The sequence below is a fragment of the Pseudomonas sp. MF6767 genome, from assembly GCF_016405475.1.
GTDB lineage: Bacteria > Pseudomonadota > Gammaproteobacteria > Pseudomonadales > Pseudomonadaceae > Aquipseudomonas > Aquipseudomonas paracarnis.
Genome location: NZ_JAEKCY010000003.1, coordinates 212,571 through 236,880 on the forward strand (window position 1 = coordinate 212,571; position 24,310 = coordinate 236,880).

The 24,310-nt window shown below is 58.0% G+C and carries 39 protein-coding genes; 28 read left to right on the forward strand and 11 right to left on the reverse strand.

Annotation, left to right across the window (positions count from 1 at the left end; all coding sequences use genetic code 11):
- The first annotated feature begins 96 nt into the window (after positions 1 to 96).
- Together JFT58_RS07030 and JFT58_RS07035 are read left to right on the forward strand one after the other, a co-directional pair.
- Positions 97 to 825: a zeta toxin family protein gene (locus JFT58_RS07030; protein WP_057712003.1), complete on the forward strand. Its 729-nt coding sequence runs from the start codon at positions 97 to 99 to the stop codon at positions 823 to 825.
- Complete coding sequence (locus JFT58_RS07035) at positions 822 to 962, forward strand: hypothetical protein (protein WP_167348439.1); 141 nt, start codon at positions 822 to 824, stop codon at positions 960 to 962. Before JFT58_RS07030 ends, JFT58_RS07035 begins: the two co-directional genes overlap by 4 nt.
- A 42-nt stretch (positions 963 to 1,004) precedes the next feature.
- Here the strand turns inward: JFT58_RS07035 and JFT58_RS07040 are convergent, their stop codons facing one another.
- From JFT58_RS07040 to JFT58_RS07090, 11 genes are all read right to left on the reverse strand, one after another.
- Positions 1,005 to 2,003, reverse strand: a complete 999-nt coding sequence (locus tag JFT58_RS07040; protein WP_140915146.1) for a tyrosine-type recombinase/integrase — start codon at positions 2,001 to 2,003, stop codon at positions 1,005 to 1,007.
- Between the two features lie 11 nt (positions 2,004 to 2,014).
- Positions 2,015 to 2,209 carry a DUF4224 domain-containing protein gene (locus JFT58_RS07045; protein WP_010564156.1) on the reverse strand — a complete coding sequence of 65 codons (195 nt, stop codon included), beginning with the start codon at positions 2,207 to 2,209 and terminating at the stop codon, positions 2,015 to 2,017.
- Between the two features lie 2 nt (positions 2,210 to 2,211).
- Positions 2,212 to 2,811 (reverse strand): hypothetical protein, encoded by a 600-nt coding sequence (locus JFT58_RS07050; RefSeq protein ID WP_140915147.1) that lies wholly within the window; start codon positions 2,809 to 2,811, stop codon positions 2,212 to 2,214.
- Positions 2,804 to 2,971 (reverse strand): hypothetical protein, encoded by a 168-nt coding sequence (locus tag JFT58_RS07055; RefSeq protein WP_181127101.1) that lies wholly within the window; start codon positions 2,969 to 2,971, stop codon positions 2,804 to 2,806. Before JFT58_RS07055 ends, JFT58_RS07050 begins: the two co-directional genes overlap by 8 nt.
- Positions 2,968 to 3,702, reverse strand: a complete 735-nt coding sequence (locus JFT58_RS07060; protein WP_198834335.1) for a metallophosphoesterase — start codon at positions 3,700 to 3,702, stop codon at positions 2,968 to 2,970. Before JFT58_RS07060 ends, JFT58_RS07055 begins: the two co-directional genes overlap by 4 nt.
- Positions 3,699 to 4,439 (reverse strand): hypothetical protein, encoded by a 741-nt coding sequence (locus tag JFT58_RS07065; RefSeq protein ID WP_198834336.1) that lies wholly within the window; start codon positions 4,437 to 4,439, stop codon positions 3,699 to 3,701. The genes JFT58_RS07060 and JFT58_RS07065 overlap by 4 nt, the downstream gene beginning before the upstream one ends.
- Positions 4,436 to 4,852 (reverse strand): Arc family DNA-binding protein, encoded by a 417-nt coding sequence (locus JFT58_RS30660; protein WP_332875130.1) that lies wholly within the window; start codon positions 4,850 to 4,852, stop codon positions 4,436 to 4,438. The genes JFT58_RS07065 and JFT58_RS30660 overlap by 4 nt, the downstream gene beginning before the upstream one ends.
- A gap of 222 nt (positions 4,853 to 5,074) precedes the next feature.
- The gene (locus JFT58_RS07075; protein ID WP_198834337.1) at positions 5,075 to 5,509 is read right to left on the reverse strand and encodes a tellurite resistance TerB family protein; all 435 of its coding nucleotides are present in this window, start codon (positions 5,507 to 5,509) and stop codon (positions 5,075 to 5,077) included.
- Positions 5,510 to 5,511: 2 nt separating this feature from the next.
- Positions 5,512 to 5,727, reverse strand: coding sequence for a hypothetical protein (locus tag JFT58_RS07080; protein ID WP_005785306.1), 216 nt, complete (start codon positions 5,725 to 5,727; stop codon positions 5,512 to 5,514).
- Between the two features lie 64 nt (positions 5,728 to 5,791).
- Complete coding sequence (locus JFT58_RS07085; RefSeq protein WP_005785308.1) at positions 5,792 to 6,172, reverse strand: helix-turn-helix transcriptional regulator; 381 nt, start codon at positions 6,170 to 6,172, stop codon at positions 5,792 to 5,794.
- Positions 6,173 to 6,285: 113 nt separating this feature from the next.
- Positions 6,286 to 7,140: an XRE family transcriptional regulator gene (locus JFT58_RS07090; protein WP_420066361.1), complete on the reverse strand. Its 855-nt coding sequence runs from the start codon at positions 7,138 to 7,140 to the stop codon at positions 6,286 to 6,288.
- Positions 7,141 to 7,180: 40 nt separating this feature from the next.
- Between JFT58_RS07090 and JFT58_RS07095 the strand changes: the two genes are divergently transcribed.
- From JFT58_RS07095 to JFT58_RS07220, 26 genes are all read left to right on the forward strand, one after another.
- Positions 7,181 to 7,462 (forward strand): transcriptional regulator, encoded by a 282-nt coding sequence (locus tag JFT58_RS07095; protein ID WP_232458743.1) that lies wholly within the window; start codon positions 7,181 to 7,183, stop codon positions 7,460 to 7,462.
- Between the two features lie 137 nt (positions 7,463 to 7,599).
- Entirely contained in the window at positions 7,600 to 7,935 is a 336-nt protein-coding gene (locus tag JFT58_RS07100) for a hypothetical protein (RefSeq protein WP_198834338.1), read from the forward strand.
- The gene (locus JFT58_RS07105; RefSeq protein ID WP_198834339.1) at positions 7,932 to 8,270 is read left to right on the forward strand and encodes a hypothetical protein; all 339 of its coding nucleotides are present in this window, start codon (positions 7,932 to 7,934) and stop codon (positions 8,268 to 8,270) included. The genes JFT58_RS07100 and JFT58_RS07105 overlap by 4 nt, the downstream gene beginning before the upstream one ends.
- Entirely contained in the window at positions 8,267 to 8,764 is a 498-nt protein-coding gene (locus tag JFT58_RS07110; protein ID WP_060772812.1) for a helix-turn-helix domain-containing protein, read from the forward strand. Before JFT58_RS07105 ends, JFT58_RS07110 begins: the two co-directional genes overlap by 4 nt.
- Complete coding sequence (locus tag JFT58_RS07115) at positions 8,761 to 9,543, forward strand: ORF6N domain-containing protein (RefSeq protein WP_198834340.1); 783 nt, start codon at positions 8,761 to 8,763, stop codon at positions 9,541 to 9,543. The genes JFT58_RS07110 and JFT58_RS07115 overlap by 4 nt, the downstream gene beginning before the upstream one ends.
- Positions 9,540 to 9,986: a hypothetical protein gene (locus JFT58_RS07120; protein WP_060772814.1), complete on the forward strand. Its 447-nt coding sequence runs from the start codon at positions 9,540 to 9,542 to the stop codon at positions 9,984 to 9,986. Before JFT58_RS07115 ends, JFT58_RS07120 begins: the two co-directional genes overlap by 4 nt.
- Positions 9,983 to 10,570 carry a hypothetical protein gene (locus JFT58_RS07125; RefSeq protein WP_060772815.1) on the forward strand — a complete coding sequence of 196 codons (588 nt, stop codon included), beginning with the start codon at positions 9,983 to 9,985 and terminating at the stop codon, positions 10,568 to 10,570. The genes JFT58_RS07120 and JFT58_RS07125 overlap by 4 nt, the downstream gene beginning before the upstream one ends.
- A complete protein-coding gene (locus JFT58_RS07130; RefSeq protein WP_060772816.1) occupies positions 10,567 to 10,803 on the forward strand; it encodes a hypothetical protein in 237 nt (78 codons plus the stop codon). The genes JFT58_RS07125 and JFT58_RS07130 overlap by 4 nt, the downstream gene beginning before the upstream one ends.
- Entirely contained in the window at positions 10,800 to 11,591 is a 792-nt protein-coding gene (locus tag JFT58_RS07135) for a helix-turn-helix domain-containing protein (RefSeq protein ID WP_060772817.1), read from the forward strand. The genes JFT58_RS07130 and JFT58_RS07135 overlap by 4 nt, the downstream gene beginning before the upstream one ends.
- Positions 11,578 to 12,399: an ATP-binding protein gene (locus JFT58_RS07140; RefSeq protein ID WP_060772818.1), complete on the forward strand. Its 822-nt coding sequence runs from the start codon at positions 11,578 to 11,580 to the stop codon at positions 12,397 to 12,399. The genes JFT58_RS07135 and JFT58_RS07140 overlap by 14 nt, the downstream gene beginning before the upstream one ends.
- A complete protein-coding gene (locus tag JFT58_RS07145) occupies positions 12,396 to 13,832 on the forward strand; it encodes a replicative DNA helicase (RefSeq protein WP_198834341.1) in 1,437 nt (478 codons plus the stop codon). Before JFT58_RS07140 ends, JFT58_RS07145 begins: the two co-directional genes overlap by 4 nt.
- A gap of 158 nt (positions 13,833 to 13,990) precedes the next feature.
- Positions 13,991 to 14,290: a hypothetical protein gene (locus tag JFT58_RS07150; RefSeq protein WP_198834342.1), complete on the forward strand. Its 300-nt coding sequence runs from the start codon at positions 13,991 to 13,993 to the stop codon at positions 14,288 to 14,290.
- Positions 14,290 to 14,835 (forward strand): hypothetical protein, encoded by a 546-nt coding sequence (locus JFT58_RS07155; protein WP_198834343.1) that lies wholly within the window; start codon positions 14,290 to 14,292, stop codon positions 14,833 to 14,835. The genes JFT58_RS07150 and JFT58_RS07155 overlap by 1 nt, the downstream gene beginning before the upstream one ends.
- A gap of 422 nt (positions 14,836 to 15,257) precedes the next feature.
- Entirely contained in the window at positions 15,258 to 16,214 is a 957-nt protein-coding gene (locus JFT58_RS07160) for a phage tail tip fiber protein (protein ID WP_233095385.1), read from the forward strand.
- Between the two features lie 51 nt (positions 16,215 to 16,265).
- Positions 16,266 to 16,583: a phage holin, lambda family gene (locus JFT58_RS07165; RefSeq protein ID WP_371264150.1), complete on the forward strand. Its 318-nt coding sequence runs from the start codon at positions 16,266 to 16,268 to the stop codon at positions 16,581 to 16,583.
- Positions 16,580 to 16,966 carry a hypothetical protein gene (locus JFT58_RS07170; protein WP_198834344.1) on the forward strand — a complete coding sequence of 129 codons (387 nt, stop codon included), beginning with the start codon at positions 16,580 to 16,582 and terminating at the stop codon, positions 16,964 to 16,966. Before JFT58_RS07165 ends, JFT58_RS07170 begins: the two co-directional genes overlap by 4 nt.
- A gap of 1 nt (position 16,967) precedes the next feature.
- Positions 16,968 to 17,114: a hypothetical protein gene (locus JFT58_RS07175; RefSeq protein WP_169900509.1), complete on the forward strand. Its 147-nt coding sequence runs from the start codon at positions 16,968 to 16,970 to the stop codon at positions 17,112 to 17,114.
- A gap of 343 nt (positions 17,115 to 17,457) precedes the next feature.
- Positions 17,458 to 17,649: a hypothetical protein gene (locus JFT58_RS07180; protein ID WP_198798628.1), complete on the forward strand. Its 192-nt coding sequence runs from the start codon at positions 17,458 to 17,460 to the stop codon at positions 17,647 to 17,649.
- 171 nt (positions 17,650 to 17,820) lie between these two features.
- The gene (locus JFT58_RS07185; RefSeq protein WP_233095386.1) at positions 17,821 to 18,066 is read left to right on the forward strand and encodes a hypothetical protein; all 246 of its coding nucleotides are present in this window, start codon (positions 17,821 to 17,823) and stop codon (positions 18,064 to 18,066) included.
- On the forward strand, positions 18,057 to 18,431 hold the full coding sequence (locus JFT58_RS07190) for an HNH endonuclease signature motif containing protein (RefSeq protein ID WP_198834345.1): 375 nt from the start codon (positions 18,057 to 18,059) through the stop codon (positions 18,429 to 18,431). The genes JFT58_RS07185 and JFT58_RS07190 overlap by 10 nt, the downstream gene beginning before the upstream one ends.
- A gap of 159 nt (positions 18,432 to 18,590) precedes the next feature.
- Complete coding sequence (locus JFT58_RS07195; RefSeq protein ID WP_198834346.1) at positions 18,591 to 19,076, forward strand: phage terminase small subunit P27 family; 486 nt, start codon at positions 18,591 to 18,593, stop codon at positions 19,074 to 19,076.
- The gene (locus JFT58_RS07200) at positions 19,076 to 20,803 is read left to right on the forward strand and encodes a terminase large subunit (protein WP_198834347.1); all 1,728 of its coding nucleotides are present in this window, start codon (positions 19,076 to 19,078) and stop codon (positions 20,801 to 20,803) included. The genes JFT58_RS07195 and JFT58_RS07200 overlap by 1 nt, the downstream gene beginning before the upstream one ends.
- Before the next feature lie 7 nt (positions 20,804 to 20,810).
- The gene (locus JFT58_RS07205) at positions 20,811 to 20,975 is read left to right on the forward strand and encodes a hypothetical protein (RefSeq protein ID WP_178119856.1); all 165 of its coding nucleotides are present in this window, start codon (positions 20,811 to 20,813) and stop codon (positions 20,973 to 20,975) included.
- Positions 20,968 to 22,305 carry a phage portal protein gene (locus tag JFT58_RS07210; RefSeq protein ID WP_198834348.1) on the forward strand — a complete coding sequence of 446 codons (1,338 nt, stop codon included), beginning with the start codon at positions 20,968 to 20,970 and terminating at the stop codon, positions 22,303 to 22,305. Before JFT58_RS07205 ends, JFT58_RS07210 begins: the two co-directional genes overlap by 8 nt.
- Positions 22,302 to 23,003, forward strand: coding sequence for an HK97 family phage prohead protease (locus JFT58_RS07215; protein ID WP_198834349.1), 702 nt, complete (start codon positions 22,302 to 22,304; stop codon positions 23,001 to 23,003). Before JFT58_RS07210 ends, JFT58_RS07215 begins: the two co-directional genes overlap by 4 nt.
- 9 nt (positions 23,004 to 23,012) lie before the next feature.
- Complete coding sequence (locus tag JFT58_RS07220; RefSeq protein ID WP_198834350.1) at positions 23,013 to 24,266, forward strand: phage major capsid protein; 1,254 nt, start codon at positions 23,013 to 23,015, stop codon at positions 24,264 to 24,266.
- The last annotated feature ends 44 nt before the right edge of the window (positions 24,267 to 24,310 follow it).

The window sequence follows — 24,310 nt, forward strand, 5'->3', positions numbered from 1 at the left end:
CAGGGGCGCCCCGCGGGTGAAATCCGACATGTGGCGTATGATTTTACGATTGCAGGGTATAGAATCTTGCACCCGAAAAGTGAGCGTCATACGGATATGAGTCATCTTGAAGACTTGCAGATGGAAGCTGCGCTACTTTTCGCTAAGGCAAACAAGAAGCGTATTGCCCGGGAGTTTACTAACCCTGCTATCTATCTCCCTGATCGTTCACCCGTTTCAGTCTTTATGTCAGGATGCGCAGGCGCCGGCAAAACCGAAGCGGCCAGTGAGCTGATCAGCGAAATCGATGACAACTCTGGATTCCGCACCATGCGCATCGATCCAGACGATCTACGTCATCATTTCGAAGGCTATGTGGGTACGAATTCATGGATGTTTCAGCGGGCTGCGTCAATTCTTGTTGACAAGATTCATGACATGGCGTTAGAACAGAGTCAGTCTTTCGTTTTGGATAGCACGTTGTGCAATTTCGATAAGGCTGATCTGAACATAGCTCGCTCCCTTAAGAAAGACCGTAAATGCGTCATCATGTTTGTCTACCAAAAGCCTGAATTGGCCTGGAGGTTTGTACAGGCTAGAGAGCGCAAGGAGGGGCGTAGAGTCCCTCCAGAAGTTTTTGTTGAGCAGTTTTTTACCGCAAAAGATGTTGTGAACGCCTTAAAGGTCAAATATCGCAACCGTTTGCAGGTGAATCTGCTCATAAAAAACACTGATGCTTCCTTGCAGATCACTGAGGAAGACATAGACTCAATCCATGGCGACCTGCACGTCGGTTACGACCGTCAGGGCCTACTAAAGCACCTCAAGGCTGGGGCAATGTTATGAAAAAAGTACAAGCCGCTCGTTCGACTCCGTTTTCTGAGTTTTTCCGCAGCGCATCGACTGACAAGAAGAAGCGTGTGTATGCAGTTGTCCTGCAGCGTGCTACCGAGCGTCAACTGAATGTGTTGAAAGCTGGATAAGCTTTCGCTCAGCCCAAAAAAGCCGCAGAGATGCGGCTTTTTTTATGCTTTTAAATCAGATTTTTTCGGCATTCTGGGTGGCAGTCCCACGTTGATTTTACGCAGGCGCAGATATCGCTGCGTCATCTTGGCATCGGTGTGCCCGCCGAGTTTTTGCGCGTCGTTGCCCTGGTCGTCCGTGTCGGAAAGCGACTTGGCACGCAGGTCGTGCAGGCTCGCATCCTCGACGCCGGCCTTCCTGCAGCTGATTGCGAAGGCATCCTTGACCGAACTGTAGTGCACCGGCTTTCCACCGCGGGGTGAGCAGAAAAGCGTAAGCCCACGGATCTTCCGGGGCAGGGCCTTGACCCGCGCTATCAGCTCTTCCAGGTCGGGCGTCATCTGCACCAACAGTCTGGCGTTCGTCTTCTCTTGTTTGAACGCGATGCCTTCGGCGCTGATATCCGCCAGGCGGATGGCCAGGACGTCGCCAATGCGCTGACCGGTTAGATAGCACATCTCGTAAATTACGCGCATGTTGTCGCTTGAATTGGCGCAGATCGCCTGGAATTCGCCGTGGGTTATGTAGCGGTCGCGTTTGTGTTCCAGATGGCGTCTCACGCCTATGCAGGGGTTGGAGTCGACGATCTGCTGCTCCAGGGCATAGGCAAAGACAGCGCGCAGTACTGAAATAACCCGATTCGACATATTCGGCGTGTCCGCCATGTGAAGCTTGAGCGCGACGACGTGCCGCTGTAGCACCTCGCGGGGCTCGAAGTCGGCGAAGTTTTCCTTGAGGCGCTCACATGCTGCTTCGTACTGCTTCAGGGTGTTCGGCTTGAGGGGCGGCTTTGTCCTGGTGCGCATCTGTTCGAGCGCATCGTCGATCAGCTTTGGCATACCGCCCTGGCTGCCCTTATCCAGCAGCTTGGCGTACTCCGCCAGTGACGCCTGAAAGTCGGTGCCCAGGCGCTTCCACTTGCCCTTGCGGACCAGGTAATAAGCGCCATGCTTCTGGTACATGCACGCCGGCAGGTGCCGGTCCTTCTTGCGCGGACGCATCGTCATTCACCTCAACCCAGCCGAAGCTCCGGCCCCTTCCTTGATTGAATACCACCCAGCCGCCCGATGACAACCTGGCGCAGCACCTTCGGGTGCCCATCACCACCTACCGCGAACCCGTAGCGTTCGGCGGTCAGCCACTTTATCTGCGCCCCTGGCTTCTTATAGCCGGTCAGGTCGGCTACTTCCTCTGCTGTCAAAAACATACCTACCTCCTATCGTGTCGCGACACGTTTTCGGTATCCGTGGATGGTGTCGCGACCTCTTTGTTAAGCGCGGCGCTGGCGATCGCCTTGATTGCCTCGCACTCGGTATAGAAGTCGTTCGGGTTGATCCTGGGCGTTCCCCAGTTGACCAGATCCCGAACCAGGCACTCGGTGTTGCCTTCGACGTGGCTGAACACATTTGTCAGGCCTTTGCGCATTCGCTCGTTCTCGGTTTCCAGCAGGTTCGCCCGGCCAGTTGCAAAAGCTGCCGCCTTGCTTTCGGTATTGATGATCTGTTCGGCCTTCGCGCAGGCAGCGGTAAGCCTGTCGATCTCTGCGGTGAGCACCAGTATTGCCTTTGGATTCGCTCCCGCAATGAAAGCAGCGTTCGCCCGGCACTGCTGGTCAGTCTTGACCAGGCAGTTGGCGAAGGTGTTGGCTATCCGTCCGCCACGTTTGCGACCGCTGGCGATGTAGCTGTACAGCACATTGTTGTGCTCGTTGATGTAATCGCCGTCGGTGATCCATGGCCCAGGGGTTGCGGCCTTGGCCAGGGCGGTTAGGTCAATGGCGAGCTTCTGTGCCGCATTCTTCTTACCCATGATTCGCACCTCGCTGAAAGTGGTCAGCCAGCACCTGGCGAGCGTCGATGCCGCACGATGCCGACATTGCATAGATCTGGCCGAAGGTGGTCTCCCGGCGCTGCAGGGCGTTGAACAGCTCGATCAGGCGTTGGCCCTTTTTTCCATTGCAGCGCTTCATGGACGGTCCTCCCAGTCCCAGTGCAGTTTCGGATTGACCGGCGGATAGCACTGAAGCGTGTGCAGGTCGATCAGCGTGAAGTGGCCACCCATCCAGGCGCCGGTGTCGATGTGGTAGACGTTGCCGAGGATAGCCGGCTGCCGCACCGGGGTGTGCCCGACGATGACCGCCCGCACTTCACTGACTCCTTCGTGGTTCTCGTCGGTGATACGGCTGCGAGACCATTGGCAAACCGCGTCGACGTTGAGCAGGCCGGGCATCAGGCCGGTAAGCGCGTCACGGAGTATCGCCCAGACCGGGAAGGGGCAGTCCGCGTGCACGATCCCCACAATGCCCTCTGCCGTGACAACTTCAATTGCTATCGGCAGGTCAGCCAGCAGGGCGGCGTAGCAATCACGCTCCACCGATGGCAGCCCGAGCATCCAGGCCCCACCGTTTGCGATGTGCATTTCGCTTGCACGTCCGTCCGGATCGAAGTGATGGGCATCTACTACCATCGCCTCATGGTTGCCCTGGACGGAGAAGAACCACGGCTTGGCCAGCCAGGTATCCACCTCGGCAGACTCGGGCCCGCGGTCAACCATATCGCCCACGCTGAACAGGCGATCCACGGCAGGATTGAACCCGATAGCATCCAGCGCGGCCTGCAGCTTGGTGAAGTAGCCGTGAATATCCCCGACGGCGAAGTCTCGGCCGGCGGTGTTGAGTTCGAATCGCTGAAACTTGTTCATGCGCGAGCCTCCCCGGCGATGATCGCCAGCTGGGCCAGAAGGTCGTCGGTGCGGCCATAGAAGCGGCCGGTGTCCTCGTTGATGAACTGGCCCAGCACCTCGGCCACGGCCGGGCTGGCGGTCAGGCCTTGCAGGTCGACCTGCGCAGTAACCGGCGAATCGCTGACAGGCTCATGCACGAAAGCATCAGCCTTGATCTGCAGTACCTTCACCGGACGGATGCCCTTGCAGGCGCTGACCCAATTGCTATCGGGCACGCACCAAGGAAGCATGTGCAGGCACCAGGCCGTAGCAGCATTCTCTTTTTGCGTGCTTGACCAGTAGTCCACCGCGCCGACGAAGGCCTGAGGCGCTGCGTTGCTGCCTGTACGGTTTCGGTAGTTCCAGCCCTCGAGCTGAAGCAGGTTGCCGCGCATCAGGTTCAACTCCTCAATGCTTGGGATGTGCCAGCCCCAGGTGCCACGGATGTTCATCCCCAGCACCTTGGTGGCAATGGTGCAGCCTTCTGCGCTCATGGCCAGGGTGTTGGCCATACCGTCAAAGCGGTGGGTTGCCTCACGGATGCGTGGGCGCGGGCCGTCGTGGTCCCACCAGTGGGCGGATGTTTCGAAGTCGCGGCCAGCGTCGATCAGCGCATACTCGGCGCCGTCGAAGTAGATCCGGCCAGCGTAGAAGCCGCCGAAGAAAGGTTGGCCGATGGCGGGCAAGGCGGCGGGAGAGATCTGACGACGCTTCATGGGTGCAGCTCCTGCAGGCGGGCCAGGCGCATTTCGTCATCGATCTCCCGGTCGAGGTCTTCGCCGTAGAAGCAATGAATACCGCGTCCGGCAACCACAGTATCTTCTGCATCATCTACCCGGCCGAGATCGCGCAGCCACTCGTAACGCTTGGCGTTCGCGGCCATTCGCACGCGGTCGTCGATGTGTATCGAATCGGCAGTGATGGGAGTTGTGACGGTGTTGGCCAGCGCGTCGAGCAGGATCTGCTGGCGGTTCTGCCCATCTAGGTACTGGCGCACCGCTTTGACGAAAACACTGTTCATGCTGCGATCATCGGCGTTCGCAGCGGCCTCAATGTCGGCGCGCAGGCCGTCGGGCAGGCGCACCACAAACTTGTCAGCGGTGCGGGAATCGTAATTCGGTGAATTCATGGTGTTCTCCCGGCCGATGGAGCAGATCTGCGCCATCGGCACTGTGGATTTATCAACTCTGCTTTGACTTGCCAGTCATGAGCACAACCAACAGCAGGACAACCAGGATCAGGTCGCCCACTATTGAGAGGATGCGACTGGCCGAATCGACGAAGACAACGCCACCGGCTAGCCCGTAGGCTGCCAGTGACCGTGCCTTGGTACCGAACCTGGCCAGCATGGTTACAGGTGGTCTTTCAGGTTGAGGCCCAGCAACTTGGCGCTACGCTCCAGAGCTGTCATTTCCTGGGGTTCGATCTCCCCATCTGCCTCGGCCACGGTCAGCATCACGTTGAGAACGGTAAGCGCCTCGGCCGGCGAGTGCGCAAGGTCACCCAGCTCTTTCTCCGCGTTCTGGCGAAGGATACGGGCGCCCGACTTGAAGTCGGTCTTGGCGCGGTCGATGGTGTTGGAGAGCTCCGCGCCGAAGCCTTGCAGCGCCGGGTTGTTGCTGAGGATGGTCTCGATCTTGGAGAGCTCGCTTTCTTCCAGCTCGCCATCAGCCGCGGCGACATAAATGGAGCCGTAGACCACGGCCTCCATCAGGTCACGGTTGGCCAGCTTCGCTACCGCAGCGCGGGCCTGACCAGATTTCTTGCCGAACATTTTACCGAGCATGATTACTTCCTTTCAGTGGGTGCGCTTTTGCGCGGGGTTTGAATTACGTAAATCACGAGAGAGGCGGTGACGATCATCCAGACGCAGATGCCGAACACGCCGCCGATCAGCTCGAAGTCGCTGGGGTTATCGAAAATCACCGGCACGGCCTCGGAGAACCAAATCAGCGTTGCGAACAGGTAGAGCACGAACGACAGCAGGTACTTGAACAGCTTCATTTCACTTTCTCCTGGCCGAACGAATCCCGGCCGCGTTGTTGGCTTTCGCAAAAATCAGGTTGGGTTAGGCGGTTTGAGCGGCCTCGATGCGGCGGACGGCCACGCGGGTTTCAATTCGGCGCTCACCTGTGCGGCGGATGCGGCTGAACTGTTCGGTGTTGGCTTGTTGGGCTGTCAGGATCATGCACAACATGATCACCAGCGGCGTGATGATCTGGCGCTTGAAAGCTTCCAGCACCAGGCCGCGCATCGTCTTGACGCCCAACTTGAAGCGGGCGCTATCGAGGCGTTTCTCGGCAGTGATTGGGCTGATACCCATTGCGCGAGCCACCTCCTTCACCGTCATATCGCAGGCAGCCCACAGGGTGGCTTCAAGCTCGCGAGGAGCCAGGCCCATCTTGAGATTGCCCTGCCAGTTGCCGGCGGTGAGGGTGTTGGTGGTCATGTCTGAAGCTCCATGCTGAGATGCGATGGGGCAAAATTACAGTTTGTTTTTTACAATTGCAAATGGAATTTGTAATTCAAGCTAAAAAGAAGGCCGCTTAAAGCAGCCATCGTTTATTTCGAGAACATTCCCCACCAGAAAACATGACCAATGATGCTGATCTGCTCTTCTCTGATCCGTTCGAACGAGTAGTCCTCATCCGGATGATCATCGCGATTGAAGCTTCGCAGACGGATTCCATTCGGGAGTCGATAGACCTGTTTGATTCGCAGCTGCCCGCTGTGGTTGATGGCGTACATCTCACCATCAATAACATCGCTAAAGGAGGTTTTCCCGATATTCACGCCAACGGTCGCGCCATCGCGAAGCACCGGGAACATGCTGTTTCCCGTGACTGATACGCATCTGGCGTTATCGAACTGAACACCGTTGTGTCGAAGGTCTGTTTTGAAAAATCTAAGCTTGGAGGTGTGATTTTCCTCGATGGCAAATCTTCCCGATCCAGCAGACAGCTCGACTTCCTTGAGAAATGGAACGTAGACCTCGTCGTCGCTAAGCGGGGTCTCTTCGTCCCACACCGAAATCTCATTATGTAGCGGCACCTCTAATTCCGCCTTCCTGTCGTCATAAGCCTGGCGAATGAGTCGCAACGAAGCCTCCCTCTCGTCACCGTCGCTGTTATCAAGGATAGCGGCGATGAGCGTGGCGGGCTCTATGCCGAGCACATGCGCCAATGGGCTCAGTATAGAGGCCCGCGGGGTTGCTCGGCCGGATTCCCAAGCCTGTACTGACTGGGGTGTGATGCTTAATCGTCGCGCCAGCTCGGACTGGTTAAGTCCCGCGTTTTTACGGCTCTCGATGATGATTTCGGAGATTGATTTCATGATTTCAGAATACAGTCCGTCGTTGTAATCGTCATTGCAAATAGTGTTTGTAAAATGCAGTTTGCGACTGTAGCCTGTTTGCATCGTCACGAGTCCGCAGGGACAACAAATGAGCATTGATGCAATGACATCAGCGGCTAAGGCGGCAGGAAGCCAAACCGCATTAGCGAAAAAACTTGGATGTACGCCTCAGAACGTTCAGTGGATGTGCTCCACAGGGAGCGTTCCGGCCAAGCACGTCCTCAGGATAGAAGAGGTGACTGGGGTTTCCAGGCATCGTTTGCGTCCGGATCTGTACCCAGAAGCATTGCCAACCCTGAAGGAAATGATGCCTCACATCTCACCCGCCGATCAGTCTGGCAACTCATCTGTTGATCCATCCAGTACTGCGCAGGCTTCACCATGAATTCCCGCCACACCTTCCTGTTTTTGCTGTCCGGCTAGCTTTCCTCCGGGCAACAAAAAGCCCGCTTCGCAGGCGGGCTTCTTAACCAGACCCTTCGCAGGGGTCTTCGTACCTCTTCGTCTGTAGGAGACGAACTAATGCACTCAAAAAATAGCAACAATCAGCCCCCAGCGCAAGACTCGCTTACTACTGAGCAAGGTTTCTGCGAGACGCCGATCGACAACAAAGGGGAGTACATGCTCCAGGTAGTTGCGGGCATTGGCGCACGGGACGCTATCCAGCAGGCACGCACGCTCGCTTCCGGTCTCGGTCAGATCTACCAGCACATGCATGACAGCCTCAATTACGGCGAGATGGCTTATTGCGATGGCATGGCCACCTTGAAGTTTGTGGCCGATAGCGTCAGTGCGCTCCTCTGGTCCGTCCAGCGCGGTCTTCCCTCCGAGATCGAAAGCTCAGGAGGTGACCAATGAAGCCTCCAATGTGGAACCAGTTGCTGGTCAACGTTGAACGCGAGTTCCCATCTACCTTCGCGAAGGGGGCAAAGCTCACGCCTGCCCAGGTCGAACAGCTCCAGTGCGTAGAGAACGCCAACGACGAGTTCCAGATCAGCACACTGAGCGGAGTTGCCGCTATAGGTGAGATCATCGCGCATGCAGCAAATCAAGGCGAACTGTCTGATGAAGTCGCCATGAATGCTGGCTGGCTTATCAATTCGCTGGCGCTCCTGTCCATGTCCATGGCCGAGGCCGGCGCTGCCGCCGCTTACAAGCTGCAGAACATCCCTCACCAGGGAGCCGCCAAATGAACGGACCACTACCAACCATGCAAGAGGCTTCGCAAGAAGCGGAGTTTCAGCTTTGTGCGGCCAAGGATGTGCTCGAGTGGCAGCACGCACTGATCAAGGCCATGCACCTGGATCACCTGCACGACGGCGGAAAAGGGATTGGTGACTTGTTCCAGGTGGCGAAATACTTCAACGACACCGGATTCGGCGGGGTTTATAGCGCTATCGACCAGTTCAGGGTTCTCGGCGAATCCGCGCCACAAAATACGCAACCCGAAAACGTGGCGCGGATCCCGGTGGGGCTTGAGGCTTCACTTGCCGACCGCGTCCTGCTGGCGCGGGAGTCTGCCGGCCTCAGTCAGGCCGATCTGGCGAAGTTGGTCGGCACGCGCCAGACCTCAATCAGCCAAATCGAAAGTGGCAAAACAAAACGCACCTCTTATCTCGCAGAAATAGCTCGCGCCTGTCTCGTGGATATTCACTGGCTCGCCTTCGGATTGGAGGGTGACCAATGAGCACGATCACCATCCACCAGACCCAGCTACCGATCGTGGAGTACCGCGGCCAGCGTGTTGTCACGCTCGCCATGATCGATCAGGCGCACGAACGTCCGGAAGGAACTGCTCGCCGAACCTTCAATGAGCACAAGGACCGGCTCATTGACGGGGAAGATTACATCGAGCTGGACCAACCGGACGTAATACGTACGCTTGGTTTTACGCGCCCGCAAGGTGGCACGCCCGCGAAGATCCTGCTCCTGACTGAGACGGGTTATTCCATGGTTGTGAAGCCCTTCACTGATGACCTGGCCTGGGACGTTCAGCGGCAGTTGGTAAATCGATACTTCCGTGCTGCGCCAAAACTGGCACCTGCACTGCCCGGCGACTACATCAGCGCCCTGGAGCATCTGCTGGCATCGAAACGCTCAGAGCGGTTGGCGATCGATGAGCGCGACAAGGCCATCGAAACCAAGGCCGAGATCGGTTCGCGCCGAGAGGCAACGGCGATGGCCACAGCGTCAGCAGCTGTTCGCCAGGCCAACCAGTTGAAGGAAGAGCTCGGGCGCGGCCTACGGCAGGCCACGGTCGCCGCCGTGGAGAAGGTCTGCAAGCGCAAGTTCGGCAAGCAGGGTTTCCGCCCACTGAAGAACTGGTGCGCTGAGAAAGGAGTGCAAGCCCCGAAAGTCCACGACCCGCGTTACGGATGGGTTCGCTCCTGGCCCGCAGCTGCCTGGGCAGACGTTTACCAAATTGACCTGGCTGACCTGTTTGGCGCCGACGGAGATTCCCAATGATCAAAAACAGTCCTGTTGTCGCCAGTCTCACCATGGAGATCGCCGCGATCATCCGACAGCACCTCAGCGTGCCAGAACCAACAGCAAAGGGCGGCGACCTGGTATCGCTCGTCCAAGCCTATTGGCATATCCACAACCTCATTGATGCCCCAGAAGACAAGCCTCGCACAAAGCGTCACCCGTTGAACCAAGGGCAATTGATCGACTTGGAGCGCGTCTCGCTGACAATCTACCGACAAATCATGGCGTTGACCGGGCTGAGCTTCTATCCGTCATGGCAAGTCTGTGTCGCTGCCGTCCGCATTGAGGCGGCAAGGGGGCTACTCGATTCCGAGATTGGCCTGGCCGAGATAGATCGGCTCAAGAAATGGGTGGATGAACTTGGCTTCAAAGCCCAGATCATTGCCGAGCGCTGGATGGTGGAAGAGGGGGCAACGGCATGAACAACGTATTGAATTTCCCGCAGATGCCCGTGGAAGTCATTGATGAGGCCAACTTTGAAAAGAACAACGACGCTGCGCTGCTGCTGAAGTGTTTCGAGGTTGTCAAGGATGCACTGGAGATCATTAACGAGCCTGAGTACACCATCGAAAAAGAGGATGACACCCACATCGACCTGATCCGCGCGTTCTATGCATTGAAGGTATTGTTCCGCCGCAGGACTGGTCACGACGCAGACCAGGTTGCCAAAGACCACTTTGACGCAATGAGTCGCCATCTGCTGGGGGGAGAGCCGCGCCCCGAAAACAAGATTCCCGTCGTCGTGTACCCGGCCGAGTGCCTGTCAGATGAAGTGTTCGACGGCCTGACTGATCAACAGCTGGCTTGCGCGGCGTTCAACTACAGCGACCGCGTTCGACGACTGCTCAACGAGCATTCTCCTACCGGCCTGGCGCTGGACGAGGCTCGCACCTTCTCCATTGACTCCACCACCGCGCTGCGCCTGCTGGTGTTGCGCCTGTCTGGTGGATCGGTTGAAGCAATGGCTGCCCAGATCGGCCGCAAGCCAGGGGAGACGCTGCAATGACCCGTCCTATCGAATCAACTACCGGAATCCCGGTAGTTACCGCCAGCACCGCCGAGGTGGTCGCCGGCCCCTGGCCCTGCTATTCCAACTGCCGCCATCTTCCTGAGCGCGAACGTTGGGAGATCTACGCCATGGCGAAGGCATCACGCGGCGCCCTGGAGGATCGCGGCGTCGTGATGGCTGAGGCTTATCGCGACTTCATCGCCCGGATCACGCGGGAGTTGAACCTATGAGCATTCAATCCATGGTGTGGGCGCTGGAACAGCAAGAGATCAAAGATTCTACCTGCCGTCATGTCTTGCTGTGCCTGGCCAACTACGCAGGCAGCGATGGGCGCGGGGCTTTCCCTTCAGCATTGACTCTGGCGGTCGACACAGGTCTTTCCGAGCGCACGGTGCGTTACAAGCTGGACGCCCTTGAGGCTGCTGGTCTGATTCGCCGCGGTAACCAGTCGATCGCGGCCGCTTACATCGACCGTCACGATCGTCGCCCGGTGGTGTATGACCTTATCGAAAAACGGGGTGCACCAGATGCACCCCGCTCCGAACGGGGTGCAAATGAAGACGCTACGGGGTGCAGCTCAGAACAGAACGGGGTGCAGATGAAGACAGAACGGGGTGCAGCAGCTGCACCCAATACGTCATCTACCCGTCATCTATCCGTTAATAAACCAAAAGAAGGCGCAGCCAAGTCTGCTGGCCCACGAGGGAAGTCGGACAAGTTCGATCCGTTGACTGCCAAGCCGGCAAACGCATCGGAACAAGCCTGGGCTGACTTCTGTGAAATGCGGAAGGCCAAGCGCGCACCCCTGACCCTGCGAGCCTGTGAGTTGATCGCCAAGAAGCTGGCCAACCATCCAGAGCCCGACGTGGTGCTGGATAAGTCCACCACCAGCAGCTGGTCGGACATCTACCCAGAATCGGTGCTGCCAGGGGCTGGCGCAAAAGCCGGCAATCAACAAAGCGCCGTCCTCAGCGTGCCAACCCACCGTCAGGAGGACTACCCAAGTGACCGTTTCTAAATTCATCATGACGCCGGAACTGGCTGAAACCCGTGAAAAGCTGTGCGGCATCCCTGGGCACTTGGCGTTCAAGCAGTCGCTGGTCGAGCAGTTCGACGGATCGTGGACGCTCAGCACCTGCCCGGCCTGCCGCTGGCAAGCGCTGTACAACACGCCCAAGGAAAGCGAAGAGCATTTGCAGGCAGTGACTCAGGTCGCAGCTGAGCGCCTCAACAGCTATCTCATAGCCACTGGCATCACGCCGCGCTTTCGCAAGTGCAGCCTGGATAACTACGTCACTGGCGACGACAAGGCCAAGCAGAGGGCGTTAAGCATTTGCCGAAAGTATGCCGAAGGCTTCGAGGATCACTTGACCGCCGGCCGCGCCCTGATGCTGATGGGCGAGATTGGCGCCGGCAAGACGCACTTGTCCTCCGCGATCCTGCAGCACGTTGTCCGCACTGGGGGGTATACCGGGCTGATCGTCACTGCGGAGTCGATCACGCAGGCTGTCACCGACAGCTTCCGCAGCAACTCCGGGCCATCCAAAACAGACCTGATCAATGAACTGGCCTCTGTCGACATATTGGTCGTTGATGAGGTCGGCGTGCACTCCGTACGCCCCGGGAAGGATTTCACGCCCAGTCTGCTGCATGAGGTGATCGATCGCCGGTATCAGCTGATCAAGCCGACGATCCTGGTGAGCAACCAGAAACCCGAGGATCTGCACAACTTTATCGGACCACGCGCCGCTGACCGTCTTCGTGAGAACGGCGGCCTGCTGGCGCCGTTCACCTGGAAGTCGGCACGCTCGGAGGGCTCCGCATGACGGATTACTTGGAAATGACCGATTCCCAGTCGTCCTATCAGGATGTGCCCGACTCGGCTCTCTACAGCCATGAGGCGGAATACGCGCTCATTGGCAGCATGATCCAGCACCCCGATTTGATCGACGACGCTGGCGGAAAGCTTTCAGTTGGGGATTTCCACCACCCTGCTTGCGCGGAGTTGTTCGAGGTTATCTCGGCGCTTCGGTCCAGAGGGCGCGCAGTCGACGTTGTGACGATTTGCGAGGCGCGCCCGTACCTTGCTGACAGGCAGAGCTCACTGGCGGTGGCTGGGCTTCTCGTGCAGAACACGCCCAGCGCGGCCAACTTTGATGAGTACGGCCGGATCGTCAAGCAGCGATCGGTTGCCCGCCGGGTTATCGCTGCAGCGAGAATCATGAGTCAGCGCTTGATTGACGGCGAGCCGCTGGACGATGTGCTGAGCCAAGGCCAGCAGGCCTGGGTATCTCTTGAGGCGGAAGGGCTTGATTCGCGTCGCCGGTACCGGTTCATCAAGGATATTTTGCCCGAGGCAATCGATGGCGTTGACCGGCGGTTCAATCGGACTGAAAGCCTCGGTTTCGATACGGGCTTGCCGTCTTTGGACGAATTCATCCCCGGCATTTGCCCTGGCCATGTGCTTGTCGTGGCTGGCACTCCTGGTAGCGGCAAGACGACGCTGGGCCTGGGCATCGCTGAGCGTGTCGCCATAGTGCAGAACCAGCCAGCGCTGGTTTTCTCCCTGGAGATGACCGACGTGGAGCTGGTGAACCGTTCGCTTTCCTCGGTCGGCGGCGTTCAGTTGAAGCGCATCAGCGAAGGACACTCAATGGCCTACGATGACTGGCCTCGGCTGACCTCGGCGGTGAACAAGTTGATGGATTCACCGCTGATCATTTGCGATGACTCGTCTCTCACGCTGCGGGATATCCGCCAGATCTGCCGGACGGTGAAACGGGAACACGGCCTCGCGTTCGTTGGGCTGGATTACATCGGCCTGGTCAATGGCGATAACAAGTCCGCGAGCCGGTACGAGGTGGTGACCGAGATAAGCAAGGGTCTGAAGCGTTTGGCCAAGGAGCTTGCGGTGCCCATCGTGGTGCTGGCTCAGCTCAACCGCGGCCCGAGCAACAGGACCAATAAGCGCCCGACCAAAAGCGACCTCCGCGATTCCGGACAGATTGAGGCCGACGCCGACGTTGTGATCCTGGTGCACCGTGACGGCGAATCCGACGCCGGGAAAGCGGGCGTAACCGAGTTGATCATCGACAAGAACCGCCACGGCCCCACCGGTACCTGCCGTGTTCAGCACCAGGGTGCATACCACCGGTTTGTCGAGCTTATCGGCAATCCGTATCCATCGGAGGATGAGGTCGAGATAGGCCGGCCTCTCGCCAGCAAGTACAAAGGGAGGAGGGGCGATGAGAAGTTTTGACCCGTTAGACCGAATCGTCTTGAACGCCGATGCCAAGCAGACAGGCATTAGATTCCAATCTTCGCGTATTCAGCTACAGCCCACGGTTGGCGAGGCCCGCGCCCCGCATCTACAAATTGTGATTATGGAGGTTTGGAAAAGCCTCGGGAGTGCCGCAAATGAGTAACGTAACGGCGGCATTGCCGCGCAAAAGTCTGCTGGATCATGAGCGCAAGTTCTTGAAGATCGCCGGGGAAGGCCTTGCCCAGGAGAAGGTAGGCGGTGCTGCGGCATTGGCCTGCCTTCTGGATATGGTCGCCAGCTGGCACGCAACCAGGGTCAACATCGAGTTCGGTGATTATTGCAAGCGCTGGGTGGCCGAGGGAAACGCCAAGAGCAAGTCAGCGGACAAGCTGTTGCGCAACATCCTCGGCCTGGATGACAACCCGCCGCCGCGCCGGATTCGGAGGGCTGCCTGATGAGCGTGTATCGAGACGCGGCACATTGCATCAGCCGGGTGATGTCTATCGAGATCCACGACGGCACCAAAAAAGCTTCGTGGCAGCGCAAGTACAAGGCGACATTCGACGATGAGCTGCTCGGAGGTGGGATAAGCGATGATCTTTCACCAGAGGAGCGGCTGACTCAAGACTCAATGACCCGATCGACAATCAAACGCACCCTGCCGGAAATCCAGTGGCAGGCGCTGGTGGGTAAGTACTCGATCAACCAGGACGAGGTGAGGGTCGCCGCCGCATACCTCACGCCTCGGGTTGTCAGCCCTGCTCATCAACTGTTCAAGACCAAGTGCGTCATGGCTTGGATGATCCCGGAGCGCCGCAACGGGCTGCCATCGTCATTCTACGTTCTGCATAGCTGGGATGCTGATGGCACGCCTGAGCGAACCTTGCGCCGCTGGCGTGCCACCACGATGGCTTGGCTGGATGATCAGGTTGCTGGCGCACACTTCGCGGTTGAGGCTCTGCTCGAAGATCGTGGTTTGTTGTTCCGAGAGGTGGCTTGACAGTGACCGAGTGACCGCGTAGATTTCGAACCTGCGGTTTGGTGCATCACAGGATGACAGCCAGACAAAGAAAACCCGGCCATTGCGTCGGGTTTTTTTATGCCCAGAATTTGTTGCGTGAGCCATAGCCAGGGTGGGTCTTCGGGCAGGGCCTGGACGCGGTATAGCCGGTAGTCACGCGTTACGAACGAACACCGGCAGCATGAGCAGCCCAAACCTGTGTGCTATTGGTGCTGGCTCAAGCGGGCAGCGTGGGAAGACACGCACGTTATGCAGATGAATGCGCATTGGATGCGCGGCGAATGAAGCGCTGTAGTCAAGCCTTTGGCCATGACTGAAAGCAGGAGATCAGCTCCTGCCACCTGCACCTATTTGGAGGCTCGCCATTTCGGCGGGCCTTTTTTATTCCTGGAGCACAGCAAATGTCCGATCCTAAATTTCAAGCTGTTGGCGCTCAGTTGTCTTCACTCAGGGTCCAGATCCAGACCGAATCGGTTGCGCGAGTGGCGGCGGACGCGGCATTGGCAGCGCGGATCGGCTCAATTGAAGCAGCGCGCGGCGGAGATATCCAGAGCGAAAACTACGTGCCGGGCGTTTCCGGTTGGAAGCTGGAGAAGGACGGTACGTTCGAAATCAACTCTTGCACCCTCGGTAGCGCCGCCCAAGCACCTGAGCGCCAGACGGTATCGGTAGAGGTCGCGAGCTGGAGCAAGTACGACTTGCCCAAGAATGCGGCCAACCTGCTCCAGTTCATGCAGGCCGAACTGCAAAAGGTGCCAGAGCAGTATCGCCACGCTGCCGAGTTCGAAGAGTTCGACGCGAGCTACGGCGATGAGCAGTTCAATGGTCGCCTGTTCTTGAGCTACTCCCGCCTCGAAACCGAGGAAGAGCTGGCTGATCGCCTGGAGAAGGCGAAGGTCGCCGGTACGCACATCAGCATCAAGAACGGCCAGATGACTGTCACGCAAGACGGCGTAGTGCGGTTCAAGATTGGTAACATCAATCAGCCGGAGCCTGTGAAACCTCAGCCATTCAAGGTTGATGGTGATCAGGTCTTCATCAACGAAACTTTCCTCCACGACGCCTCTATCACCAACGCCAAGATCGTCCCGGGCGGCAAACTTTACGCCGGCACAGGGCTTGGTTCGATTATTGACCCTTCGCGATTTGAAATTGCCAGCCAGCATCCCGAATTGGGAAGGGCATTCATAGCTGGTGATGCCAGCAATATTCTCGACCTTCTGAAAGGTCAGATCGAGGTGGACAATCTCGGTGAGGCGCTCAGAGATCGGATTGATAAGATCTATGAGACGGTCAATGAAAAAGTCAAAGAAGTGATTCGGTCAGAGCTTCGACCGGGCGGCCTGCTTCACCGTTAAATAAAATCCATTCCTTCACTCCCTCACTGGGAGGATACCGAGATGAACCCGATGCCAGAGAAAACACCCGACTTCTGGGCGCAAGTCTGGCTGATCCTCTCTACGCCGATCTGGCAGGGGGCAATCATGGCCGGAACCATTTCAGCGCTACGTGTGCTGTATGAGGGCAAAGAAGCCAACAAATGGCGCGTGCTGCTTGAAGCATTGATGTGTGGCGGACTTAGCCTGTCGGCAAGCAGCGTCATTGAATGGATGGCCTGGCCGTCCAGTCTTTCGGTCGGCGCCGGCGGTGCCATCGGCTTCATTGGTGTGACGGCCTTCAGGGAGATGGTCATTAAGTTCCTTGGCAGAAAGGCGGACTCAGCATGAAGGCGATAGCAGTGGCAATCATCGTCGCCCTGGTTGGCCTGTTGCTCGTTGGCATCCAGCAGATGCGTGTCGAGGATCTGCGTGCAGAGAAGCGCATTGAATCCCAGGCCAAGGATGAGGCGGTCAAGGCCAACAACGAGAGTCAGGCCACTATCACCACGCTGCGCGCCGAAGCGTTGCGCAACGCCGCATACACCGCGGACCTGGCCAAGCGCATCAAGGCCAGCGAGAAGAAAGCCGAGAAGGCGAGGAAAGACTTTGAAGAACTCAAGCGCAACAGCAAGCCTGTTCGTGACTGGGCTGCTCAGCCTCTTCCTGACGGCCTGCGCGGCAAAGCCGGCGGTGGTGACAAAGACCCAGGCCGTAAGGATAGAAGCCCCTGAGTTGATCCCGTGCGAACGGGTCGACCAGGCTGAAGCAGACCTTCGCTTCAATGGCGATGTGTGGGAACTGAAGGACAAGGCCATCAAGTTGCTGGATACGTGCGCTGACCAAGTGGATGCCCAGATCGTCCGCAGCCAGAGCAAGTAATCCGCGCCACGTTTTCGAATGCGTCAAATCGTGGCGCGCAATCATGAGGAGTCACCATGGGCCACACCTTCGAGTGCCCGAAGTGCGGACGTGCGACGACAGAGGTTGTGCCGAACCACAGCGCCAACCTGATGTGTCAGGCCTGCCGCCGCGCATTGGTGCCGCCGCCCACAACCGAACAGCGCGGATTGCCGCCGCCACCACCCATGCGTACCCCACACCACTCACGCACCCCTGGCCTTGGCCCGATGCTGGTCGTGCTGGTCTTCGTTGCTGGTGTAGCGATAGGCGCCAAGATGGCAGGCGGCTGGTGATGCGATACCGGGATCTGTTGAGAAAGACAGTGGCTGACTTGAATACCAGCATCAAGGCCGGAGCCCCTGAGTGGCTGGTTGGGTATGCCAAGGCTTCGATGGCCAAGGCTGACTACCACCACGCCAGGCGCAGAAGCCGAACCTGCCCGGAGCGGGTCAAGGCAATGAGCGAGCTACTCCAGCTGGGCGACCTGCTGCGGTACTGGAAGTGGTGTAGCTGATGGCCTGCAGTGGATGCGCCGCCAGGCGCGAATGGTTCAACAAGATGACGAGGCTGGCACATGAGCGAGCGGTTAAATTATTCAGATCAAATCCAGAAGATGAATCCGAGCGCGGGCGAGCTTCTGATAGTTACGGCCCCGTCTCGGCTGACCTTGGAGCAACGCCAGAAGATGGCGGACAACCTGGCCCCATTGGCTGACCGCCTGGGTGTGCAGTTGCTTGTACTCGATGGCGGCTTCACTGCCCAGCTTCAGCCTAGTGCCAGCGAGCTACTGAGCGAGCAGAAGAAGCAGACAGCGATCCTTGAGCGGATGGAGAGACAGCAAGGCCTGTTGATCCAGGCCCTGGCCGAGGATCAGGGTGAAGACCATGACGCGCCGCCTTCCACCTACATGGATGGAACCCCGTGCCGCTGAGACCGCAGAAGCCTTGCAATGCACAGGGCTGCAACACGCTGACCCGTAACCCCCGGTACTGTGATGATCACGCTCACCTACTCAAGAGCTCGACCTGGGCCAAGCCTCGAGAGAGCAGCACCAAGCGCCACTACAACTATAAGTGGCAGCAGGCTCGGGCAGGCTGGCTGGCCAAGCATCCGCTATGCAGGCGCTGTGAGCAGGAAGGTAAGGTGGTTGCGGCGACGGATGTTGACCACATCATCCCGCATAAAGGTGACATGACCCTGTTCTGGGATCGGCGCAACTGGCAAAGCCTCTGCGGCCCGTGCCACTCCAGCAAAACGGCCTCCGAGGATGGTGGTTTCGGCAATTCCCGGCGCTGAAAGCAGAAAATCCACCAAAAATCAGTGAAAAACGATCGAATGAGAATGATTCGCGCCGAAAGGGAGGGGGAGGGTCAAAAGTCTGGGCCTTTTCGCTTCTAGACCGCGCCCTCAATCGTTTTCTTACACCCGCGAAATTAAAAAATCAGGAGTTGCGCGATGGGAGGCCCCGCCACGGTCGCCGGCCGTGGTCGCAAACCCAAGCCAACGGCCAAGAAAGCACTGGCTGGTAACCCTGGGAAGCGTGCGCTCAACACCGCCGAGCCCCAGTTTTCCAAGATCACTCAGATAGACCCGCCCGAGTGGTTCAGCCCGCGGGCCGCCACCATGTGGAACATGATTGTTCCGGAGCTGCTGCGCGAAAACGTAGTCGCGATTACCGACCTGCATAACGTCGAAGCTTTCTGCACCGCCTATGACAACTGGCGTATGGCGCAGGAGTCGATCAAGGAACACGGCATTGTCGTAGCCGGGGCGACTGGCGGCCCGATGAAAAATCCTGCGTTGACCGCGGCGAACGAAACGATGCGCCAGATGGTGACATTCGGCTCGATGCTGGGTCTGGATCCTGCCAGCCGCACGCGCCTTATCGGCGGCAACAAGGAAAAGGAAACCAACGAATTCGCCAAACTACTGAGTAGCTGATGACCAAATCTGCCCACCCCAACGTCGACAAGGCGATGGCTTGGGGTAGGTCCGTGCTTCGCGGTAAGGTCCCAGCCTGCAGGTTTGTGCATCAGGCTATCCAGAGGCACTTCGACAACTTAGCCGCGAGCCGCAAGCGTGCTTATCGATATAAGTTCGATCCGGCCAAAGCGGAGAAAAAACTCAAGCTGATGCAGCTACTGCCGCACACCAAAGGTGAGTGGGCATTCAAACGACAGCTGATCACTTTGGAGGCCTGGCAGCTGTTCGGCATAGCCGTCACGTATGGCTGGGTCAAGAAGAAAGGTGGCCACCGGCGGTTTCGCGAAAGCTACTGGGAAGTGCCGCGGAAGAACGGGAAATCTGTAGTAGCTGGCGGCGTAGGCATCTGCATGTTCGTCGCTGATGGCGAGCACGGGGCCGAGGTGTACGCCGGTGCCACTACAGAGAAGCAGGCGTGGGAAGTTTTCCGCCCCGCCAAACTGATGGTTACCAAATCGCCGATGCTGGTACAGGCTGCCGGCATTGAGGTGAACGCATCAAACATGAACATCCCGTCCGACTTCAGTCGCTTCGAGCCGCTGATCGGTAACCCGGGCGATGGCGCCTCACCGAGTTGCGCAATCATCGACGAATATCACGAACACCCAACGTCGGCACAGTACGACACCATGATCACCGGCATGGGCGCACGCCGCCAACCGCTGATGTTCATCATCACCACCGCCGGCGCCGACATCGAAGGCCCGTGCTATGACAAGCGGCGCCAAGTCATCGAGATGCTTGAGGGTACTGTCCCGGATGAAGAGCTGTTCGGCTGGATCTGGACGCTGGACGAGGGCGACGACTGGACCGATCCGAAGATGCTTGCCAAGGCCAACCCGAACCACGGCGTCTCGGTGTTTCAGGAGTACCTGGAAAGTCAGCAGGCCAGGGCCATTCGCTCTGCGCGCTTCGCCAACACGTTCAAAACGAAGCACCTAAACCTATGGGTGAGCGCAAAGTCCGGGTTCTTCAACATGGAGGACTGGAAATCCTGCGAAGACACCACGCTCACCCTGGAGCAGTTCGAGGGTCAAGAGTGGATAGCTGGTTTCGACTTGGCGCGGAAGCTGGACATGAACTCAAGGGCGCGGCTGTTCTGGAGGGTCATTGATGGAAAGACGCACTATTACAGCGTGGCACCGAAGTTCTGGGTTCCCTACGACACCGCCTACGACAGTGATAACAAGCGCATGTCTGAACGCTTCCAGGCCTGGATCAATTCCAAGCACCTGGAGATAACGGATGGTGCCGAGATTGATTACCGCGAGATCTTCGAAGATACCAAGGAAGCCAATCATCAGGCGCCGGTGCGCGAGTGCCCGATTGACCCGCACGGCGCAACAGGCCTTAGTCACGATCTGGACGACGAAGGCTTCACGCCGATCACGACCACGCAGAACTACACAAACATGTCGGATCCTATGAAGGAGCTCGAGGCAGCGATAACCGCTGGTCGCTTCCACCACGATGGGCATCCGATCATGACCTGGTGTATCGCCAACGTGATCGGGAAACACATGCCTGGCAACGACGATGTCGTGCGGCCGATTAAGCAGGGCGATGACAACAAGATTGACGGAGCGGTTGCTCTGATCATGGCCATCGGCAGAGCGTTAATTCTGGTCAATGACAGCACCGGCAACATCAGCGACTTCTTTTCGAAACCTATCATTGTTGGATAACACACCCATGGATACAGGCCTGATCCTCTTTATCGTGGCGGCCGTGGCCGCGCTGTGCCTGTTTGTCGCCGGCGTCTTTGTCTTGGCTGGTCTCGGATGGTCTCTTATTGCCGGGGGTGCATCTTTTCTCGCAGCCGCTGGATTCATTCGCAAGGGGCTGACCAGTGAATAAACCTATCAAGTCAGTCCTGCGCCAGGCTCTCTTTAAATCCGCCGAGCCTGGATTTGTGAAGTCCTCGCTTGCTGGCTGGGTAGGTCGGCGCATTGGCCTGGGAGATGCTTCATTCTGGAATGGTTACTACGGCACAGATTCCGCATCGGGCAAAACAGTAAGCCAGCAGACAGCTCTTCAGCTTTCAACTGTGTGGGCCTGCGTGCGCCTCATCGCCGAAACGCTGGCCACCCTCCCAATTGCTCTCTACGAAGACAAGAACGGTGTGCCAGAAGTGGCCACTTCGCATCCCGTGCACCGAGTTATTAGTCAGCAACCGAACGCCGATCAAACCCCCGTTGAGTTCTGGGAATGCGTGGTGGCGAGCCTGCTGCTAAGCGGCAACAGCTTCAACGAGCCGCACCTGGTAGGTCGTGATCTCTCTTCTCTGGAGTTCATCCTACCGCAGTCGGTTTCCCCTCCGCGGAGAACGAGCAGTGGTGCGATTGAATATCGGTTTATCGACAGCGAAGGCAAACCTCATACGTTACTAGATGAGCAAATGATGCACACGCGGGGCTTTGGCACGGATCCCATGTGCGGATTGAGCCCGCTTGCCATGGGTCGCAATGTGTTCGGGGCTGCGATGGCGGCAGACGAATCAGCCAGCAAGATGTTCGCCAATGGGATGAAACTTGGCGGCGTTCTATCAACCGAACAAATTCTCAACAAGGCTCAACGGGAGGACATCCGCGAAGACATGGCGGCCAAGTTCGCCGGCGCGGTGAACACCGGCAAGACGATGGTTCTGGAAGCTGGCATGAAATATCATCAGGTGTCTATGACGCCCGAGGATGCCCAAATGCTCCAGACCCGCGCCTTCAACGTCGAAGAAATCTGCAGGTGGTTTCGTGTTCCGCCTTGGATGGTGGGCCACACATCGAATAGCACAAGCTGGGGCACCGGCATGGAACAGCAGATGCTTGGGTTCCTGAGCTTTACGCTGCTTCCCTGGATGAAGCGCATCGAGCAGAGCATTAATCGCCGCCTACTGCGGCCCGATGAGCGCCGGCGGTTTTACGCGAAGTTCAACCCAGAGGGCCTGCTCCGCGCCGACAGCGCTGCGCGTGCCGCGTTCTACAGCTCCATGACGCAAAACGGCATCTATACCCGCGACGATTGCCGGATCAAGGAAAACCTTGCACCCATGGGCGGTAACGCAGCGAAGCTCACCGTTCAATCCAACATGCTGCCGATCGATAAGCTCGGCGAGGGCTCGGGTGATGCCCAGCAAGCCCGTTCCGCGCTGTTGGACTGGCTCAACGAAACCCCCAAGGGGAACCAGGAATGAAACGGAAAGACCAGTCCCTAGCGGTGAAGTACCGCTCATTTGATTACGACGTGAAGGCTGTCAGCGATGACGGCCTTTTTTCTGGCTACGGATCGGTTTTCGGTGTCGTCGACAGTTACAACGAGGTGGTGGCGCCCGGGGCGTTTCTTGATTCGATCGCCGACCTCAAGGCGAAAGGCAGGTCTTTACCAGTCCTCTGGCAGCACCGCACCGCCGAGCCAATCGGTTCCTGGTCCATGGATACCCTGAAAGAGGACACTAAGGGCTTGTTCGGCGATGGAGAGCTCTGGCTTGCCGATGCCCCGTATGCCCGCATCGCAATGCGCGGCATGAAGTCCCGATCCATCACTGGCCTTTCCATCGGCTATTACGTACGCGAATCGAGCTTCGACGAGAAGACCCGCATCCGCACGCTCACCAAGCTCGACCTGGTGGAAATTTCCATTGTGACGGTACCGGCCAACGATGAGGCTCGCACCGACACCATCAAGTCGAAGCTGGCACATGGCGGCCTTCCTTCCCTTAAAGAATTCGAGTTGCTCTTGCGCGAGGCAGGATTCTCGAAAAATCAGTCAACGGTGATTGCCAACCGTGGACTGCAACACCTGCTCCGGAGCGAGTCCGCGGGCGACCTGGCTGAAGCTGAACTCGTCGAGGCGCTCAAATCGCGCCCGGCACTGACTCTCCCTTCGTTTTGAGGATTCACCATGCATAACGCCATGAGCAACCAGGCTCGCGCCGAAAACCGTCAGATGCAACGCAAGGAACACTCTGACGACAAGGTCCAACTGAAAGCGGTAACCGAACTGCTGGACCAGCGCGACCAGGAAATCAAAGCGTTCGCCGAGAAGGCGAACAAAGAAATCAAAGAGCACGGTACCATTCTGACTGATACCAAGACCGTTCTCGACGGCCTGGTAAAGGATGGCCTGGGCTTGCAGGATCGCCTACAGGACATCGAGCAGAAGCTGGCTCGCCGCTTTGCGTCCAACGATCCAACTGACGCCAAGTCGGTAGGCGAAGAACTGTCAGACTCGGATGACTTTAAGGCCCTGCAAACACGTGGCCGTGGTATCGCCCGCATTGGTCGCAAGGCCGTGACCAACATCACCAGCGCAACCACCGGGACCGGTGGCGTGGGCGTCGGCATCCAGCCAACGCGAGTACCTGGCATCGTCGCAGATCCGGAGCGCCAGTTCGTCATCCGCGATTTGATCATGCCTGGTCGAACCGGCTCTAACGCTGTCGAGTTCGTGCAAGAAAGCGGCTTCCAAAATATGGCGGCGATCCAGGCCACTGAAGGCGCAGCGAAAGCCCAGTCGGATATCTCGTTCGCTTTGAAGACCACCAACGTGGTGACCATTGCGCACTGGTTCCGCGCCTCCAAGCAGGTTCTGTCCGATATCCCACTGTTGCAGAGCTACATCAACGGTCGCGCGATCTACGGCCTGAAGTACAAAGAAGAAGAGCAGATCCTCGCCGGTAACGGCGTGGGCGGGAACATGCTCGGCCTGATCCCTCAGGCATCCGCTTTCAACAACGCCCTTCGCAAAGCAGGCGATACCAAGATCGATACACTGCGTCGCGCCATCCTGCAGGTACGGATCGCCGAATACCGCGCCTCGGCGATCGCACTCAACCCCGTCGACTGGGCTGATATCGAGCTGACCAAGGACAGCACTGGCTCCTACATCTGGGTCAACGTCCAGGAAGGCGGCGCACAACGTCTGTGGAAGCTGCCTGTTGTGGACAGCAACGCTGTTCCAGAGGGTGAATTCCTGGTGGGCGCCATGAACATCGCGGCTCAGATTTTCGACCGCGAAGAGGCGGCCGTCGAAGTTTCGACTGAAGACGGCGACAACTTCCGTACCAACATGGTTACGATTCGCGCTGAAGAGCGCCTGGCTATGGCTGTGTACCGTGAAGAATCCTTCGTCCACGGTGAATTCGACGCGCCGTAAGGCTTCCACACCTCATAGGAGCGCACCTGGGAAACCGGGTGCGA